The sequence below is a fragment of the Enterocloster sp. OA13 genome, from assembly GCF_022440595.1.
Classification (GTDB): domain Bacteria; phylum Bacillota; class Clostridia; order Lachnospirales; family Lachnospiraceae; genus Enterocloster; species Enterocloster hominis.
Window position 1 is genome coordinate 4,722,103 of the sequence record NZ_JAKNTF010000001.1, and the last position, 16,117, is coordinate 4,738,219.

Annotated in this window: 15 protein-coding genes; 5 read left to right on the forward strand and 10 right to left on the reverse strand. The window is 51.3% G+C overall.

Annotation, left to right across the window (positions count from 1 at the left end; translation table 11 throughout):
* Positions 1 to 61 precede the first annotated feature (61 nt).
* The 3 genes from MCJ35_RS20910 (at position 62) to MCJ35_RS20920 (ending at position 2,750) form a co-directional block, all read left to right on the forward strand.
* Positions 62 to 679, forward strand: a complete 618-nt coding sequence (locus MCJ35_RS20910) for a chromate transporter (RefSeq protein WP_025485485.1) — start codon at positions 62 to 64, stop codon at positions 677 to 679.
* Positions 676 to 1,248: a chromate transporter gene (locus tag MCJ35_RS20915; protein WP_025485484.1), complete on the forward strand. Its 573-nt coding sequence runs from the start codon at positions 676 to 678 to the stop codon at positions 1,246 to 1,248. The genes MCJ35_RS20910 and MCJ35_RS20915 overlap by 4 nt, the downstream gene beginning before the upstream one ends.
* Before the next feature lie 170 nt (positions 1,249 to 1,418).
* Positions 1,419 to 2,750, forward strand: a complete 1,332-nt coding sequence (locus MCJ35_RS20920; RefSeq protein ID WP_025485482.1) for a Na+/H+ antiporter NhaC family protein — start codon at positions 1,419 to 1,421, stop codon at positions 2,748 to 2,750.
* A 131-nt stretch (positions 2,751 to 2,881) separates the two neighbouring features.
* On the opposite strand, the gene gloA2 is transcribed toward MCJ35_RS20920, so the two are convergent.
* The 6 genes from gloA2 to MCJ35_RS20950 form a co-directional block, all read right to left on the reverse strand.
* The gene (gene gloA2 / locus MCJ35_RS20925; RefSeq protein ID WP_025485481.1) at positions 2,882 to 3,262 is read right to left on the reverse strand and encodes an SMU1112c/YaeR family gloxylase I-like metalloprotein; all 381 of its coding nucleotides are present in this window, start codon (positions 3,260 to 3,262) and stop codon (positions 2,882 to 2,884) included.
* A 209-nt stretch (positions 3,263 to 3,471) separates the two neighbouring features.
* Positions 3,472 to 4,470 carry a hypothetical protein gene (locus tag MCJ35_RS20930; protein ID WP_240299640.1) on the reverse strand — a complete coding sequence of 333 codons (999 nt, stop codon included), beginning with the start codon at positions 4,468 to 4,470 and terminating at the stop codon, positions 3,472 to 3,474.
* Between the two features lie 219 nt (positions 4,471 to 4,689).
* Complete coding sequence (locus MCJ35_RS20935) at positions 4,690 to 5,670, reverse strand: carbohydrate kinase family protein (protein ID WP_025485477.1); 981 nt, start codon at positions 5,668 to 5,670, stop codon at positions 4,690 to 4,692.
* A 5-nt stretch (positions 5,671 to 5,675) separates the two neighbouring features.
* Positions 5,676 to 7,166: an MFS transporter gene (locus MCJ35_RS20940; protein ID WP_275891642.1), complete on the reverse strand. Its 1,491-nt coding sequence runs from the start codon at positions 7,164 to 7,166 to the stop codon at positions 5,676 to 5,678.
* Between the two features lie 20 nt (positions 7,167 to 7,186).
* Positions 7,187 to 8,212, reverse strand: a complete 1,026-nt coding sequence (locus tag MCJ35_RS20945) for a zinc-dependent alcohol dehydrogenase (RefSeq protein ID WP_025485474.1) — start codon at positions 8,210 to 8,212, stop codon at positions 7,187 to 7,189.
* 223 nt (positions 8,213 to 8,435) lie between these two features.
* A complete protein-coding gene (locus MCJ35_RS20950; protein WP_488473304.1) occupies positions 8,436 to 9,542 on the reverse strand; it encodes an ROK family transcriptional regulator in 1,107 nt (368 codons plus the stop codon).
* A 238-nt stretch (positions 9,543 to 9,780) separates the two neighbouring features.
* Here MCJ35_RS20950 and MCJ35_RS20955 point away from each other — a divergent pair, with 238 nt between their 5' ends.
* Positions 9,781 to 10,527 carry a TraX family protein gene (locus MCJ35_RS20955; protein ID WP_025485471.1) on the forward strand — a complete coding sequence of 249 codons (747 nt, stop codon included), beginning with the start codon at positions 9,781 to 9,783 and terminating at the stop codon, positions 10,525 to 10,527.
* Positions 10,528 to 10,679: 152 nt separating this feature from the next.
* Positions 10,680 to 11,312 carry a GyrI-like domain-containing protein gene (locus MCJ35_RS20960; protein ID WP_025485470.1) on the forward strand — a complete coding sequence of 211 codons (633 nt, stop codon included), beginning with the start codon at positions 10,680 to 10,682 and terminating at the stop codon, positions 11,310 to 11,312.
* A gap of 634 nt (positions 11,313 to 11,946) precedes the next feature.
* Here MCJ35_RS20960 and MCJ35_RS20965 read toward each other — a convergent pair.
* The 4 genes from MCJ35_RS20965 to MCJ35_RS20980 all read right to left on the reverse strand — a co-directional run bounded on the left by MCJ35_RS20965 (position 11,947) and on the right by MCJ35_RS20980 (position 16,102).
* A complete protein-coding gene (locus MCJ35_RS20965; protein ID WP_008719962.1) occupies positions 11,947 to 12,546 on the reverse strand; it encodes a M48 family metallopeptidase in 600 nt (199 codons plus the stop codon).
* A 56-nt stretch (positions 12,547 to 12,602) separates the two neighbouring features.
* Positions 12,603 to 13,418 (reverse strand): ABC transporter permease, encoded by an 816-nt coding sequence (locus MCJ35_RS20970; RefSeq protein ID WP_025485468.1) that lies wholly within the window; start codon positions 13,416 to 13,418, stop codon positions 12,603 to 12,605.
* 283 nt (positions 13,419 to 13,701) lie between these two features.
* Complete coding sequence (gene rfbC / locus MCJ35_RS20975; protein WP_025485467.1) at positions 13,702 to 14,259, reverse strand: dTDP-4-dehydrorhamnose 3,5-epimerase; 558 nt, start codon at positions 14,257 to 14,259, stop codon at positions 13,702 to 13,704.
* Between the two features lie 190 nt (positions 14,260 to 14,449).
* Positions 14,450 to 16,102, reverse strand: coding sequence for a DUF2142 domain-containing protein (locus MCJ35_RS20980; protein WP_051400650.1), 1,653 nt, complete (start codon positions 16,100 to 16,102; stop codon positions 14,450 to 14,452).
* Between the last annotated feature and the right edge of the window lie 15 nt (positions 16,103 to 16,117).

Genomic DNA, 16,117 nt, shown 5'->3' on the forward strand with positions numbered 1-16,117 from the left:
AATCCAACTTTCCATTTTTCCATTTTCCCCTCCGCGCGCTCCCAGAAAGGAAGATTTCTCCATGGTTGTTAATGTTAAAGCTAAGAAGGACACACGGTCCGGCAGCAGCCGGGCTTTATTATGTAAACTTTTTATTTCTACCCTGTATCTCAGCACCTTTACCTTTGGCGGCGGATATGTCATCGTCACCCTGATGAAAAAAAAGTTTGTGGATGAGTATCACTGGATTGACGAGCAGGAAATGCTGGACCTGGTGGCAATCGCCCAGTCCTCCCCAGGCGCCATTGCTGTTAACGGCGCCATTGTGGTTGGTTACAAACTGGCCGGAATGGCCGGGGTGCTCACCTCGGTGCTGGCTACCGTAATCCCGCCTTTTGTGATTCTTTCTGTCATCTCCCTGTTTTACGCCGCCTTCCGCTCCAACCTGGTGGTCGGATGGATGTTGAATGGAATGCAGGCCGGCGTGGGAGCTGTCATTGCCCAGGTGGTGTGGGAGATGGGAAGCGGAATCGTGAAAGACAGGCAGTGGATATCCGTATGCATTATGATTGCAGCCTTTGCGGCCAATTATATCTTTGGGGTAAATGTAATCCTCATCATCCTGTTCTGCGCCCTGATTGGCGTGGCCCGGACCATCCGCAGTGAAAAGGCCAGAAAGAAAGGAGTGCAGGCGTCATGATTTATTTCCAGTTATTTTTAAGCTTCCTCCAGATTGGCGCATTCAGCTTCGGAGGCGGATACGCAGCAATGCCATTGATACAGAATCAGGTGGTAGACCTGCACCACTGGCTGAATCTTTCTGAATTTACCGACCTGGTCACCATATCCCAGATGACCCCCGGGCCCATTGCCATTAATTCAGCCACATTTGTGGGCACCCGCATTGCCGGGGCGCCCGGCGCCCTGGCCGCTACGGTGGGATGCGTTCTTCCATCCTGCATCCTGGTAACCCTGCTGGCACGCATTTACCTAAAATACCGTGATTTAAGCATCATCCAGGGCGTCCTGAAATCCCTGCGCCCGGCGGTGGTTGCCATGATAGGCGCCGCAGGTGTCAGCATCCTTGTGACGGCCTTCTGGGGCCTGGGAGGCTTCTCCCCCAGCATCAGCGCGTTGAACCTGCGTTCCGTATGCATCTTTGCAGGCGCATTGATTTTACTGGTACGGTTTAAGATGAGTCCAATCCTTGTCATGGTTTTGTCCGGAGTGGCCGAGACTGCCTGCCAGCTGGTTCTGAGGGTCCTGTAAAATGTCCCATTGACTTTCATCTATTTCCGCTATAGAATCAAATAAGTCCCACGGCTGTAAGGCGGCTGCGGGACTTATTGCGGCTTTTGGCACTTCCTGATCAGGTTCCTGATTCATTTTCCGGTCCGGGATGCCGCCAGCATATTATGTAAATATACGGGAGATTACTTATGACAGCGGAAATCATCACTCTTGGACTTTTTCTCGCCGGGCTTGGCCTGTGCATTTTTACAGGGGCCCAGATTCTTTACGCCCTTGTGTTCGGTCTGGCCTGTTTTTCTGTTTACACTTTGTTAAAGGGGTATTCTGTCAAGGCGACCTGCGGCATGCTCATAGAGGGGATGGGGAAGGTGAAGAACATCCTTTTCATTTTCCTGCTTATCGGTTCCCTTACATCCATATGGCGCACCTGCGGGACCATACCATTCATCCTGTATCATGCCATAGGGCTTATCAATCCGCGGTACTTTGTATTGTGCACGTTTCTGCTGTGCTCCATGATGTCCTTCCTCACAGGCACCTCCTTTGGTACCGCCAGCACCATGGGGGTCATCTGCATGCTCATATCCAATGCAGCGGGTCTGAATCCCGCCCTTACAGGGGGAGCCATTCTCTCCGGCAGCTTTTTCGGCGACCGCTGCTCCCCCATGTCCACCAGCGCCCAGCTGGTGTGTACCCTGACCAGGACTGATATCTATATTAATATAAAGCATATGTTCAGGACCTGCCTCATCCCCATGGCTGCCAGCTGCATCCTTTATGTGGTACTGGCAGGCCGCGACGGTGGGGCCAGGGTGGACTTAAGCCTGCTGTCCCTGTTTCAGGACAACTTCTCCCTGCATCTGGCTACTGCGGCGCCCGCGCTTTTGATTCTCCTTCTGGCCCTTCTTCATGTGGATGTCAAATACGCCATGGGCGCCAGCATTGCCGCGGCAGCGGTGGCAGCCCTTGTTTTGCAGGGGACAGCGCCGCTGGAGCTGTTAAAAAGTCTTTGGACCGGCTATCGCGCAGATGGGGATCCACGTCTTGCTTCCCTCCTAAACGGCGGAGGGATTGCTTCCATGGTAAAAGTGGGAATCATTGTCCTGATATCCTCTTCCTACTCCGGCATCTTCTCGCACACCCGCCTGCTGGCCGGGGTAAAGTCAGCCCTCCAGCGCTCTGCCAGGGTGCTCACTCCCTTTGGCACCGTGGTCCTGACCTCCGTGCTCTCCTGCGCCGTAAGCTGCAACCAGAGCCTGGCAACCATCCTCACCTGCCAGATGTGCGACACATTATATCCCAGCAAGGAAAACCTGGCCCTGGCTCTTGAAAATACGGTGATTGTCCTTGCAGCCCTGGTTCCATGGGGAATCGCAGGCGCTGTCCCCGTGGCAACCATCGGAGCGCCCATGGCGTGTATGCTATATGCATTCTATCTGTACCTGCTGCCGGTGTGGAACCTGTTTACTGCCTTTTACCATGAATGGCCCAGGTCACCGGTGCCTTGCCGGGATACATGATATCGGGATGCATGGTATTGGGATACATGATATTGGGATACATATATCGCGATACATGGCGCCAGGGTATGGCGCCGTGTTGATAGTGCCATGACAGACGGTACTGTGATATGCAGAACTACAAGCATTTTTTACTCATGCAGTTCCAGCGGCAGGCCGTCCGGGTCATGGAAGAATGTCATCCGCTTTCCTGTAAATTCATCCACCCGCACGGGTTCTGTCTCAATCCCCTTTTCCCTCAGTTCCGCTATGACGGCATCCATGTCATCCACCCTGAATGCCAGATGTCTCAGGCCGCAGGCTTCGGGATAACTTGGCCTGGGCGGATTGCCGCTGGCCGAAAATAGTTCCAGTTCGCATCCATCCAGTTCCAGGTCCAGTTTGTAATCCCCTCTGGAGGGCCTGTAATTTTCCCTTATGATTTGAAATCCCAGTGTCTCAACATAGAATTTCCTCGACTTCTTATAATCTGATACAATGATTGCAACATGATGGATCTGTCTCAGGTTCATGTTTCCTCTCCTTCGTGTGTCCGTATGTACTTTGTGTCCATATGTACTTTATGTCCGTATGTACCTCGTGTCCGTATGTACTTCGTTTCCATAGTTCTTCGTTTCCATAGTTCTTCGTTTCCATAGTTCTTCGTGTCAGTCATACCGTGTTCCAGCCTACTGTCCCCTCTTATACAACCGGCCTGTTATATTGGCCCGGCCCCCTTATTTCAGCTTATCATCTCAGCGCCAATTTTATATGTCCACGCGCCGTCCTTATAAGTGGCTGTTACATCCGAAAAATAGTAGGCCCCGGTTCCGCTCCTGTATTTTCTTGCGCTGCATGTCAGCTGGCTGCCGCTGTTGGATGTCTCCTCTATGGTAACAAGGATTCCATGCTCCAGTCCCTTCTGAGGGTCAAGTGCCCCGCTCTCCACCAGGTCCTTCTCCGTAGCAAGCTCGCCCCAGGCGCCAAAGCTTGTTCCGCCCATATAAGCCAGGCCCTCTTTCTCCGCATCAGACAGGGAACCCACCATGGTCAGGTCAAAATAGCTTTGGGTAATCCCGTCGTTCAGTCCAGGGTCAACTTCCGCCAAATTCTTTATCAGCTGTTTATAAAACTCCAGTTCCCTGCTTCCCATATCCTCTGTTATCCTGAGTTTCTGGTAACCGAACTGCCCTGGATAACTTTCCAGTACATAACCTTCCCAGCTCAGTTCCACTATCATGCCGGATTTCAGTTCCGATATCAGGGCAGGCTTTCCATCTGCATTTTCCAGGACAGGACCGTGTCCAACCCGGAACAGTCCGCTCATGTCATTGGCGCCTGCACCGCAGACCAGCATACTTTTATCATCCACATCCAGAATCTCAAAACGTTCCGTCCTGGTATCCCCGGACAGCCCTTCGGTATCCGCAGGCGCCTGTCCCGGCTTTAATCCGTCGCTGTCATCCTCTGCTGATGTTCCATCGCCGCTACCCATCCCGTCAGGCCCTGCCGATATCCCATCGCCGCCGCCCATCCCGTCAGGCCCTGCCGATGTCCCATCGCTGCCCCCCATCCTGTCATCCCCTGCCGCTGATTCCCCCGCTGATGCCGCGCCGCTGTCCATTCCTGCCCCATTGCCCGGATTCCCAGCAGCCGCTGTCTTCTGTCCGCAGCCGGATATACATATCAGGAAAAATACGGTAATCCATACCACCCCAAAACGCCTGTAACCTTTTTTCATAAACGCTCTCCTCCCATCATGATCACTTTATGGAATACACTGATTATAACAGACCGGAAGCTTCCATATCTTATTATTTGCTGAATATTCCATTACCAGGAACTTAATATTCACAGTCCATTCCTTCCCAAAATGGTATGGGATATATTCGCACTTTAAAAGGATGCCCAGGGTTATCATCACACAGCGGATGATGATAATCCTGGGCATCCCTAATCTTTATTCAACCTTATTCCGTCCCACCACTGCCTCAATCTCCCCCGGTTCCGGCATGGACTTAAGCGCCCCTTTCCTGGTGGTAACAATGGATGCAGCGGCTGAAGCCATTGTCAGCATTTCCCTTACACTGTCCCGGTCCAGGGAATCCACCGGATGGTCCAGAAGATAGTTCAGGCAGCATCCGCAAAAGGTGTCCCCTGCCCCAGTGGTGTCAATGGTCCTGTCTGTAAGGAATGCCTCTGCCTTCAGGGATTCCTCCGCCCAGTATGCCGTACTCCCGGCAGCCCCTGCCGTCACAAGGATCAGGGGAATGCCGTAAACGGCCTGCAGATGGCCCACTGCCTGTTTCTCATCCTCTATCCGGGTCATGAAACGCAGTTCCTCATCCTCAATCTTCAGGACATGGCATAGGGATGCACCATAGAGCATCTGCCTTCTTGCCTCCTCCATGTCCTCCCATAAGGGCGGCCGCAGATTGGGGTCAAAGGAAATCAGGCATCCGCTTTCCTTTGCACATGCAGCTGCCCTTCTGGTGGCCTTCCTTACCCCTTCATGGGTCATGGACAGGGTGCCGAAGTGGAATATCCTGGAACGGCGGATCATGTCCAGGTCCACCTCTTCCTCGGTCAAGGCCATATCAGCGCCCGGATTGCGGTAAAAAGAAAAGTTCCTGTCCCCCGACTCATCAATGCTGACAAATGCAAGTGTTGTGTGTACCTCATCCGACATCACAAGTCCCTGGATCCCGATTCCCGCATCCCGGACAGCCCTGCTCAGGAACCTCCCATGGATATCATTTCCAATCTTACCGATGAATCCTGTGTTCCTGCCGAATCTTGCCAGCATGGCCAGCACATTACACGGCGCGCCTCCCGGATTCTGCTCCAGGACGGGATTGCCCTGGGCACTGGTTCCGGCAGGTGTGAAATCTATTAAAAGCTCCCCAAGGGCAGTTACGTCATAATCTTTCTGATTTTCCATCACAATCAGGTTCCTCCTTCATACATTTCCTTCATAATCTCGTTGTAGCGCCTGCGGTTCAGACGGTAGAAGAAAAGCACAATACCAGTGATGACCCAGAACAGGCCCGGTATGGTGGTAAATGAATGCTTAATCACTGCCAGAACGGCAGGGTTCTGCCGTCCCCCGGCCACATATCCGCACATCCCCAGGACCATGGCCAGAAGCGAGGTGCCAAGAGCCATGCCCATCTTGTTGCCAAGTGATATAAAGGCATACTGGAATCCATCGTTGCGCAGTCCTGTCTTCCACTCCCCATATTCCACACAATCCGGGATGATGGCATAGATGGCTGTGTTAAACCCTGAAAAGAAAAACTGGGTCAAGGCCGATACCCCGTAAAACAGAACCGGGGATTCCTTTACCGTAAACATCCCCAGCCCCATCATGGACATACCGGTCAGGAATGCAAAAATGGATGCCGCCCTTCCCTTGTTGTTGGTCCAGTGGAACAGCATGGGGAAACAGGCTGCCCCAATAATGGAAGGGATTATGATGCACATGGAATATACGGTAAAGAATGCCTTGTTGCCCTCCACATAGGTGAAATAATACAGCGCATCCGCATTCCTTCCATAAAGCGTGAACCCGAACAGCAGCTGGCCTGCCAGGGCCAGGATATAGGGACGGTTCTTAGATACGGCCCCAAGCTGTTCCTTCAGGGAAATCTTCTTCCGCTCAGGTACGGCCACCACTTCCTTTGTCTTTGCGAAACAGAAAATATGGCACAAAGCAAAGATACCTCCGTAAATCACGGCTATCAGGAGATATCCCCTTCTGTCGCTGCCAGCGCCCAGCGTTTCAATCAATGGCACGGTTATGATATTGATGATACCGATGGCAATCATGGCTGCCACGGACCGGAAGGTGTTAATCTGCGCACGTTCCTCTATGTTCTGGGTCATGGCCCCGCACAGGGTCCCGTACGGGATGTTGACGCAGGTGTAACCCAGAACCAGGATACAGTATGTAATGGCCATGTAAACAACCTTGGCCGTACTGTTCCAACCCGGATGTGCCCAGAAGGTCAGTATCAGCACAATGGCCGTCAGGGGCGCGGCCGCCAGAAGCCATGGCCTGTATCTCCCCCATCTGGAATGGGTCCTGTCGGTCAGGCTTCCGATGATGGGGTCATTCACAGCGTCCCAGAACCTTGAGAAAAGCATCAGTCCCGCCACAGCCCCCATACTGATTCCAAACACATCGGTGTAAAAAATCATCAGGAAATTCCCCACAAACATCCAGCTGAAATTACAGCCCACATCCCCCATGCCATACGCAATCTTGCTGATTAGGGATACTTTAACGTCCGTGTCCGCTTTCACACCGGTTCCTGCAGCCGCACCGCTGCCTGCAGCCGTACCGCATCCTACAGCCGCACCGCTGCCTGCATCCACACCTGTCTCCATATTCCGTCCGGCCCGTTTCATTTTACATCTTAACGCCATCTCCGTCATATCCCCACATCTCCTTATATCTACTCCTGCACGTTGATAATTACTTTCATGGTGCTTTCCCTGTTCCCATCTATGTACTGGTATGCCTTCAGATAATCCTTAAACGCAAAATGTTTGGAGATAAGGGGGGACAGGGCCACCTTTTTCTCATTCACAAGGCGGATTGCATCCAGATAATCCTCGTTCCGGTACATCATACTGGTATTCAGGTCCAGTTCATGGTCATTGAGCACGGCCAGATCAATCTGCCCCAGGCCTGCGAACACTGCAACCAGGATAATGGTGCTTCCCTTGCGGGCATACTTGATTGCCTGGCCCATGGTAATGTTGTTGCCTGCACAGTCATAGATGACGTCCGCTTTATCCGGCCCGAAGTTCTCTGTCATGGCCTCCCCGAAGTCCTTATCCCTGGTGTTCACGCAGAAATCCACGCCGCACTCCTTTGCTTTTTCAAGGCGCAGGTCGCTGACATCCGTAATCATCACCTGTTCCGCTCCCAGGCCCTTTGCCGTCTGTGCCACCAGTATCCCGATGGGTCCTGCTCCCAGCACTGCAATCCTTGCGCCCTTCACATCCCCGGCCTGCTTCACGGCATGGACCGCAACTGCCAGAGGTTCAATCATGGCCCCCTCGTCATAGCTCATGTCCTCGGGAAGCAGGGTAACCTTTGCGGCATCCACGGCAAAATAGTGGGAAGCCACACCCGTGGTCTGGAAGCCCATCACCTTCAGTTCCTCGCACAGATTGTATTTGCCATGGCGGCATGGGTAGCATTCGCCGCACACCACCTGTGGCTGGATTGTCACCTTCTGCCCCGGCACTAACCCGGCCACTGCCCGGCCAACCTTCACCACCTCGCCTGAAACCTCATGTCCCTGGGTTACAGGATAGCTTGTAAATGGGTGTTCCCCATGGTACACATGGATATCAGAACCGCAAATTCCTATCTTCATAATCTTTATAAGCACTTCCCCCTCACTGATTTCCGGTACCGGAACCTCACGAAACTCAATTTTACCTGGCGCTGTCATTACCTGCTGTAACATATCCCATCTCTCCTTTTTCTTTTCTATATAATCTTTTATAAAATGTTTTATTAAAGTAATTACATTATTGCACTGGAACATACTTTTGTCAATATACCAATTGCATTTTCATCAACATGATGATTTTTCCGCCGTCCTTTTGTGCAGTCTGCACAGAACACATGGAACCCATACAGAGAATGCGGTCCCTGTGCCTTACCAGGAACCGCATCCCATATCCGTCCTATATCATTGTCCGAAAATACTCATCCATGAATGTCATGGCGATTCCCACCGCAGACGCCTCTTTTTCATAACTGCAGTTCCTCAGATAAAGGGTATCATTATCAAACTTATTATGAACCATCACCTTCCTGCCCAGCTGTGACATATAAGGCCTTAGATAACCGCCCACATATCCGCCCAGCACGATGTCGCAGTCAAAACACATCCTGAGGTTGGTAATCACAATGGACAGGTCCTCAAGGTATGTGTCCCAGACCGCCATGGCATCCCTGTCCTTCTCCTTTACAAGCTGGAAAAACTCAGCCAGGCCTCCATCCTCCCCCACAAAGGAGGACAATACCCTGGCGGAACAGTAAGGATCCGCGCATCCCCGCTTCCCGCAGTAACACGGCTTGCCCTCCGGATATATGATCATGTGCCCAAACTCCGCGCTGCGGAAATGGTCCCCGCCGTAAATATCATTGTCCAGATAGATGGAACCGCCCACCGTGTTGCTGAGGGAAAGATAAACCGCATTCCTGTCCGTGCCCTGAAGCTCCGCAACCGCTGCGCTGTTTGCATCATTTTCAAAATGTACCGGATAAGGAATCAGCCGGCTCAGGACCTCCAGGTTGATGTCGCTGACCTGAAGGATATGGGAGCGTATCAGACGGCTGTTTTCCTTGTCTATGATGCCCGGCAGGGAAATGCCCACTCCCAGTATCTTCTCTTTGTCCACCCGGCCTGCATCCAGGAACTGCTCCAGTTCCGCTGCCAGGCCCTCATAATATTCCGCCGTGTTCTCAAACCGCCTGCGGACCCTGGCGCTGTGCACCGCATCCCCCTTAAGGTCAATGATTACAAAACTTACATGGTTGGCCGTGATATCAACCCCGGCCGCATACCTTATATTCCTCACGACAGACAATGCCTTGGCCTTGCGTCCTCCCGTGGATTCATATTCCCCCACCTCCTCCACGATTCCGGCTTCCTGGAGTTCCTTCACATTCTGAAGCACGGTGGGCATGCTGAGTCCCAGTTCAACGGCCAGCTCCGGCTTGGATATCTGCTTTCTGTGCAGGATATGGCTGGCAATCCTTGCCTTGTTCTGACGTTTCTTTTCCATTGCTTTCTCATTTATCTTCATAATAGGTCAGCCCACTTTCATAAACTCTTTTCTAAAAGTAATCATACATCTAAAAAGGGCGGATGACAAGGGGTAATTCAGGAAACCGGGAAATGCAATTATGGTCAGTCACATGAGGTCATGAAACGGAATGGATTGTTTGACATTTCCACTCGCTGATATTAGAATGGAAAAAGTCAGGTTGTATTTGTTACCTTTGGCGGATAGGAGAAAAATAATGAAGCAAAAACTGCTAACTGGCAACCAGCTAAAGATGATTGCTATAATTGCCATGACCATCGACCATTTAACAAGTGTGCTTTATCCAGACTATCCAACGGATTGGCGGATCATCACCCTGCATATCATTGGCCGGTTGGCAGCGCCCGTCTTTTGGTATTTTATAGGGGAAGGCTATTACCATACACACGATATCAAACGATACGCCATCCGGTTGTTTGCTTTCGCAGTCATCTCGCATTTTGCTTATAATTTTGCATTTGGTATTCCTTTTGTACCATTCCAAACCTCAGTGTTTAATCAAACAAGTGTCATCTGGTCTTTGGCCTGGGGACTGATGGCGTTAGCTATAAATGACAATAAAAGGTTTAAGCCGTGGCAGAAGACAGTCCTCATTTTAGGGATTACAGTGATTACATTTTGTGCAGACTGGAGCTGTATCGCAGTATTGGCGATTGTACAAATTGGAAGGAACCGCGGAAACTTCAAAAAGCAAATGACGATGATGATGCTGTGGGTATCGGCATATGCTGCTGTTTATGCTGTTTTTATAAATCCCATCTATGGTGTCCTGCAACTGTTTGTGGTGCTCACCATTCCCCTGCTAAATATGTATAATGGAGAGCAGGGGACCTGGAAAGGTATGAGATGGTTTTTCTATGTTTATTATCCGCTCCATCTGATCATCTGCGGTCTGCTCCGTCTTACATTGTACGGTAATACCGGCGTAATGATTGGCGGGTAACCGTTTTATATTACTCTTGGAAGTGGGACGCACAGCCGACGGAAAGCAATTTTCAAACACGCTCTGGAATGGAAAAAGCTAAGTTAGGTCTGGCCGCCTTTGTTGGAGAAGACGTACTCAACAAATCAAGCATTAACAAGGAGGATACTATTATGGCATTTGATTTTAAGAAGGAAATGAAAGAGTTTTATATGCCCAAGAATAAACCTGAGATTGTAACTGTACCAAAGGCAAATTATATTGCAGTACGAGGCAGCGGCAATCCCAATGAAGAAGGAGGAGCATATCAACAGGCAATCAGCGTATTATACGCGGTGGCGTACACAATAAAGATGAGTTACAAGAGCGATTATCAAATGGAGGGATTTTTTGAATATGTTGTTCCTCCGTTAGAAGGTTTTTGGTGGCAAGATGGTGTGAGTGGTGTGGATTATTCTGATAAATCGGCATTTAACTGGATTTCTGTAATCCGTCTACCAGATTTTGTGAAAGAAAAAGATTTTGAGTGGGCGAAAGAGGTTGCGGCCAAAAAGAAAAAGCTGGATTGCTCATCCGCAGAATTACTTACTGTCGATGAGGGCATGTGTGTCCAGATCATGCACATGGGAGCATTTGATGATGAACCTGGGACTGTTGCAATTATGGACCGGTTTTTAGCCGAGAATGGGTATGAAAATGATATGGACATGGAACGATTGCACCATGAGATTTATATATCTGACCCACGAAAGGTTGCACCCGAAAAATGGAAAACAGTAATAAGGCATCCAATTAAAAAGGGGTAAGGAATTTAGCCAGGCTGCCTAAATCAGGCCCTCCCGGTTTGGCGTCCGCAAAGTCTCATTCTGCAAGGCTTTTTTCTGGCCTAAAGCGTGACGCCGTTCCCTTTAGCGGCGCTCCCTTCCTGCGGCCCCATCCGCGTGTGTGTCCCCCCTGCCCGCCCCCGCCCGCAAAGGCCGTCCCGCCTCTTGCGGTTTTAGGGAAAGTGTTGTAAACCATGCACGTCAGCTGGCCGGACAATGGCTTGCTGATTTTGTATTTCGTGGTGCCCAAATGGTGCCCAACTTTACAAAACCATGCTGTTACAGATTATTCCGCTTTATTCGTAGGATTTGAGAAAGCGCCCATTTCATGCGGGTTTTCGTAGTCTGCCTATGAAACAATCTGCCATCTTATGACGGCCAAAACAGCCACACAGGCAATAAAAAATCCCCAGGCACCATGTTGTTCCCAGTGCTTTGGGGATTATCTTGATATTTCATCATTCTCATTCTGTCATTCTGATTTTATGATTCCCATATCATGATTTTCACTCTATGCTTTCCTTGTCATGATTCCCATACCATGTTCCACTCTATGTTTCCCATACCATGTTTCCCACTCCAAGATTCCCAAATCATGATACCTGCATCATCAACCTCACACCTGCGTCCCGTAATCCTTCAGCCACTTCCTGCGCCTCTTATAATCCGGCAGGATCCGCTCCACCTCTGCCCAGAACCTGGCAGAGTGGTTCATCTCTTTCCTGTGGGCCAGTTCATGGACCACCACATAATCCAGTACCTCAGGCGGCATGAGAATCAGTTTCCAATGGAAATTCAGGTTTCCCTGGGCGCTGCAGCTGCCCCACCGGGTCTTGGCTGCCCGGATGGCAATGCGGTTATAGGTCACGCCCATCAGCCCTGCGTAATAAGCCGTCCTGGCTTCCAGCTGCATCCTGGCCTTTTTCCTGTAAGCTGCTTCCAGTTCCGGATGGGACACATAGTCGGGCTGGGGCCTCTCATCCCTGGCGCGCCGTTTTTCTTCCATAAGGAACCATTTCTGCACAATCCAGTCCTGGCGTTCTTTTATGAAATCCATCACTGCCTGGTTTGGGATTCCTCCCGGCATCCTGGCGCAGACCCGCCCGTCTGCCTTGATTTCAAGCCCCAGGGTGCTGCGTCTGGAATACAGCACCTCCACCGGTATATTCCCTTCCTCATCACCGCGGCGCCAGCCGATTTCCACTTTGCGTATCATATCAATGCCAGCCTTCTTTCCACAATCCGCCTCAGGCACACTCCGAAACAGCTCCTTTACAGCACATCAGAGAAATGGGGCCTTAAGCGCTTGAACATTTTCAGGCCCGCCAGGAATACAACAATGGTGACTCCCCAATAATACAGGGTCAGGGTGGGCCTTTCCCAGAACCAGTTCCCGGTCAGCATACTGTCCCTGTAGCCTGCCGCAATATAGTAAAAGGGATTCAGCTTTAAAACAGTGCCTATCCAGGGGATACGGTCCGTAAACATGGATTCATGATACATGATGGGCGTCATCCAGATCCCAAACTGGATACAGATGGAGACAATCTGTGCCATGTCCTTGAAGAACACATTGACCGCAGAGGTAAAGAATCCGATTCCCAGGGCCAGCATGGATGCCGCAAAGGTATAGTACAATGCCTGAAGCCAGGTAAGCCTGACCGCAACTCCCGTCACAAGGTACAGCCCCAGCATGATGAGGACAAAGAAGCCATGGACCATGAGGCAGCTCATCAGCTTGATGATTGGAAGGATTTCCACCTTAAACACCACTTTTTTTACAAGATAACTATATTCCTGCAGACAGTTGGTAACCGTATTCAGCACCTCGCTGTAGAAGAACCAAGGCACGATGCCCGCTACCAGCCAGGCCACATAGGAAGCCCCGGGCACTGGCGGGGGCGTCCTGAAACCCGCAGGTCCAAAGATGATTGCATAGATGGCAATGGTCACAATCGGCTGGATAAACATCCACACGATCCCAAAATAAGAGCCCACGAACCGTTTCCGGAAATCAGCCTTGCCCAAATCCCATATCAGCTTTCTCTTCTCAATAATCTCCTTACCAAGAGACAGTACATAATTCATATATGATTTCCTTTTCTCCACAAGCGTGTCCAGGGCGTTGTTTAAATTCCCGTGAATATGGCACCTGCTATCGATTCACAGGAATCTGCTCAACACAGTACCAGACGCTGTATCAGTTGTTTCAATCCACGCTCGGTATATTGTCGAAGTGCGACTGCATCCTACGTAGATGCGTGGTTGACCTCATGGCAGTGGGGGATACCGATTACTCTCCGCCCACCACTGCCATTAAGTTTGTTTTTGGCAATTCATCTCACCACCTTAGAGGATGGGAGAATCCTTGCTAATATTTGTTGAATGTATCCTTGAGGCCGCCCCACTTCCTGTCCTTCTCTGAGATAATCAGCTCCATGCCATCTGATACCGGCCAGTCAACCCCGACTTCAGGGTCATCCCACTTAAGGCCGCCTTCATCGCCGGGATGATAGAAGTCCGTGCATTTGTATGCGAACTCCGCCTCATCTGAGAGCACCAGGAAACCGTGGGCAAATCCTTCCGGAATATAGAACTGCTTCTTATTCTCAGCGGACAGGACCACGCCGAACCATTTTCCATAAGTCTCAGAATCAGAACGCAGGTCCACCGCCACATCGAACACGGTTCCGCGTACCGCGCGGACCAGCTTGCCCTGGGGATACTGTTTCTGGAAATGCAGGCCCCTTAACACGCCCTTAACCGACATGGACTGGTTGTCCTGGACAAATACCATATCAAGGCCGGCTTCCCTGAAATCATTCTGGTTGTAGGTTTCCACAAAATAGCCTCTCTCATCCCTAAACACAGTCGGCTCAATCACATATAACCCTTTGATATCACAGGGTGTCACTTTAATCTTTCCCATTGTCATCTACTCCTTTTATCTTATATCCCCGGTGCACCGCTGCCCCTGTTTTGCAGTCATCAGAGCCTGATGTCCGCATACGGCGGGTATCCATCATTAAAAGCACAGGGTTTTCCACATCCATCTGGCAATTTTATCACTTTATCCACTGTATGGCAATACCTTGTCCACTTTCCAGCCCATCTTGACACTAAGACACACGCAGGCACACGATACTGAAAATCCGGATGACAACATACATATCCATCACCATCATGAGATACAGCAGCGGCCTGTCCCCGCAATCCGTCCGCACCACCTTGTCATTCTTAAGCGTGAGTAAAAACATGGGCAGCAGCGGCAGCAGATATCTCCCCTGTACACCGTTAATCACATTGGAGGTCACCGGAGTCCAGGCTAACAGCATGGAAAACATCAGGGCGCCAAGGCAAAGGAAGCAAAGGAACCATATCCATATGCGGCTTCCCATTTTCATCACAATGCTCTCGCCGGGTTTCCTGAATGCAAGCATCAGCAGGATGGCGGTAAGCCCCAATATGACCACATACGGGGTATTAAGCACAGCGTCCATGTTGCCTAGGGATTCCCCCAGCATACCGGAATACAGTTTCTCCCCCTGCCACATCAGGGTGTTGTAACACATCTTAAGGACCAGAAGCGGGCTGTGAAGCAGCTGTGCAAATGTATATCCTGTCTCTTCAGCCCAGGAGATATAGCCCTCTGACGCCTCCGTATACATGGCCACGGTCTGCCGGTTCACCAGCACCATGGCGGCGCCAAAGGCGCCCAGCACGGCTGCGGCGGACGCGGCCCATTTCCCCCACCCGCCAAACTTGCGGACCGGAATCAGCAGGCAGAAGCCAGCTATGACCCCATACACCATCTTGCAGGGGCCCATCACCCCCATGACAAGGGCCAGTTGGATCACATCCCATATATGGACCTTTTCCGCCTTATAGGCCAGGTGCAGGCAGACCGCAGCAAAATAACTGCTAAGGGAGATAATCATCACATCATAGGAAAAGGATGACGCCAGGTGCAGGGTCATGGGAAGCAGGAACACCCCTGCCGCCACTTCTTTTCCAAATGGCATCCTGCGGATGGTAAGGTATCCCATGGCTGTAAAGAACATAAGGTTGAACAGCCTTCCCAGATAGAGAAGCCCCAAACCGCCAAGGCCCATGACCCGCGCCAGGGTGATACCCAGGGCCTGGGGAACATATGCAAGGGGGGTTGTCCTCACAGGCGGCTGATAGGAAACCGCAGTCCCCTCTTCGCCGGTGCTTCCAAGCCCCCGCTCCCTTATGGTCCTGTAGGTCCCCTCTGTCAGTTCCTGTCCGAGAACAACTGCCTGATGGGCTGCGGCACCGCTGTCTTCGCCGCCCTCACTGCCCGCTTTATCACGGTAACCGCTTCCGTCATCTTCCATCACATTATATAAGTCCTCGATAAATGCATCCTGCACCCGCGTCAGCACATGTCCGTCCGCTGCATTAGCCGTCCGCCCCATCATATGGCTGGACAGCTGGTATGCGCTGATATAATGGCTCACCTCGTCCGGCGCGGACAGCGGCGGGAGGATGAACAGGAACAGGATTCCCAGGCTCAGGGAGGCGGCTGCGAATATCTGTTCCATTTTCCACTTATCCCGGACAAAAATAACATATCCAAGGCCAGACGCGGTCAGCCCGGCCCAGACGCATACAGCAGCGTACCAGCCGTACAGCCACCGGTCCCCTGTCTCCAGGACCCCGGCCCGCACATCCAGGAAATGCCAGGAGGCCAGAATAAGGAGCACAATGCCGCACCCAGTCCACAGTGCCAGCCGCTTCCTGTCTGGCATATGCTTCCTGACCGG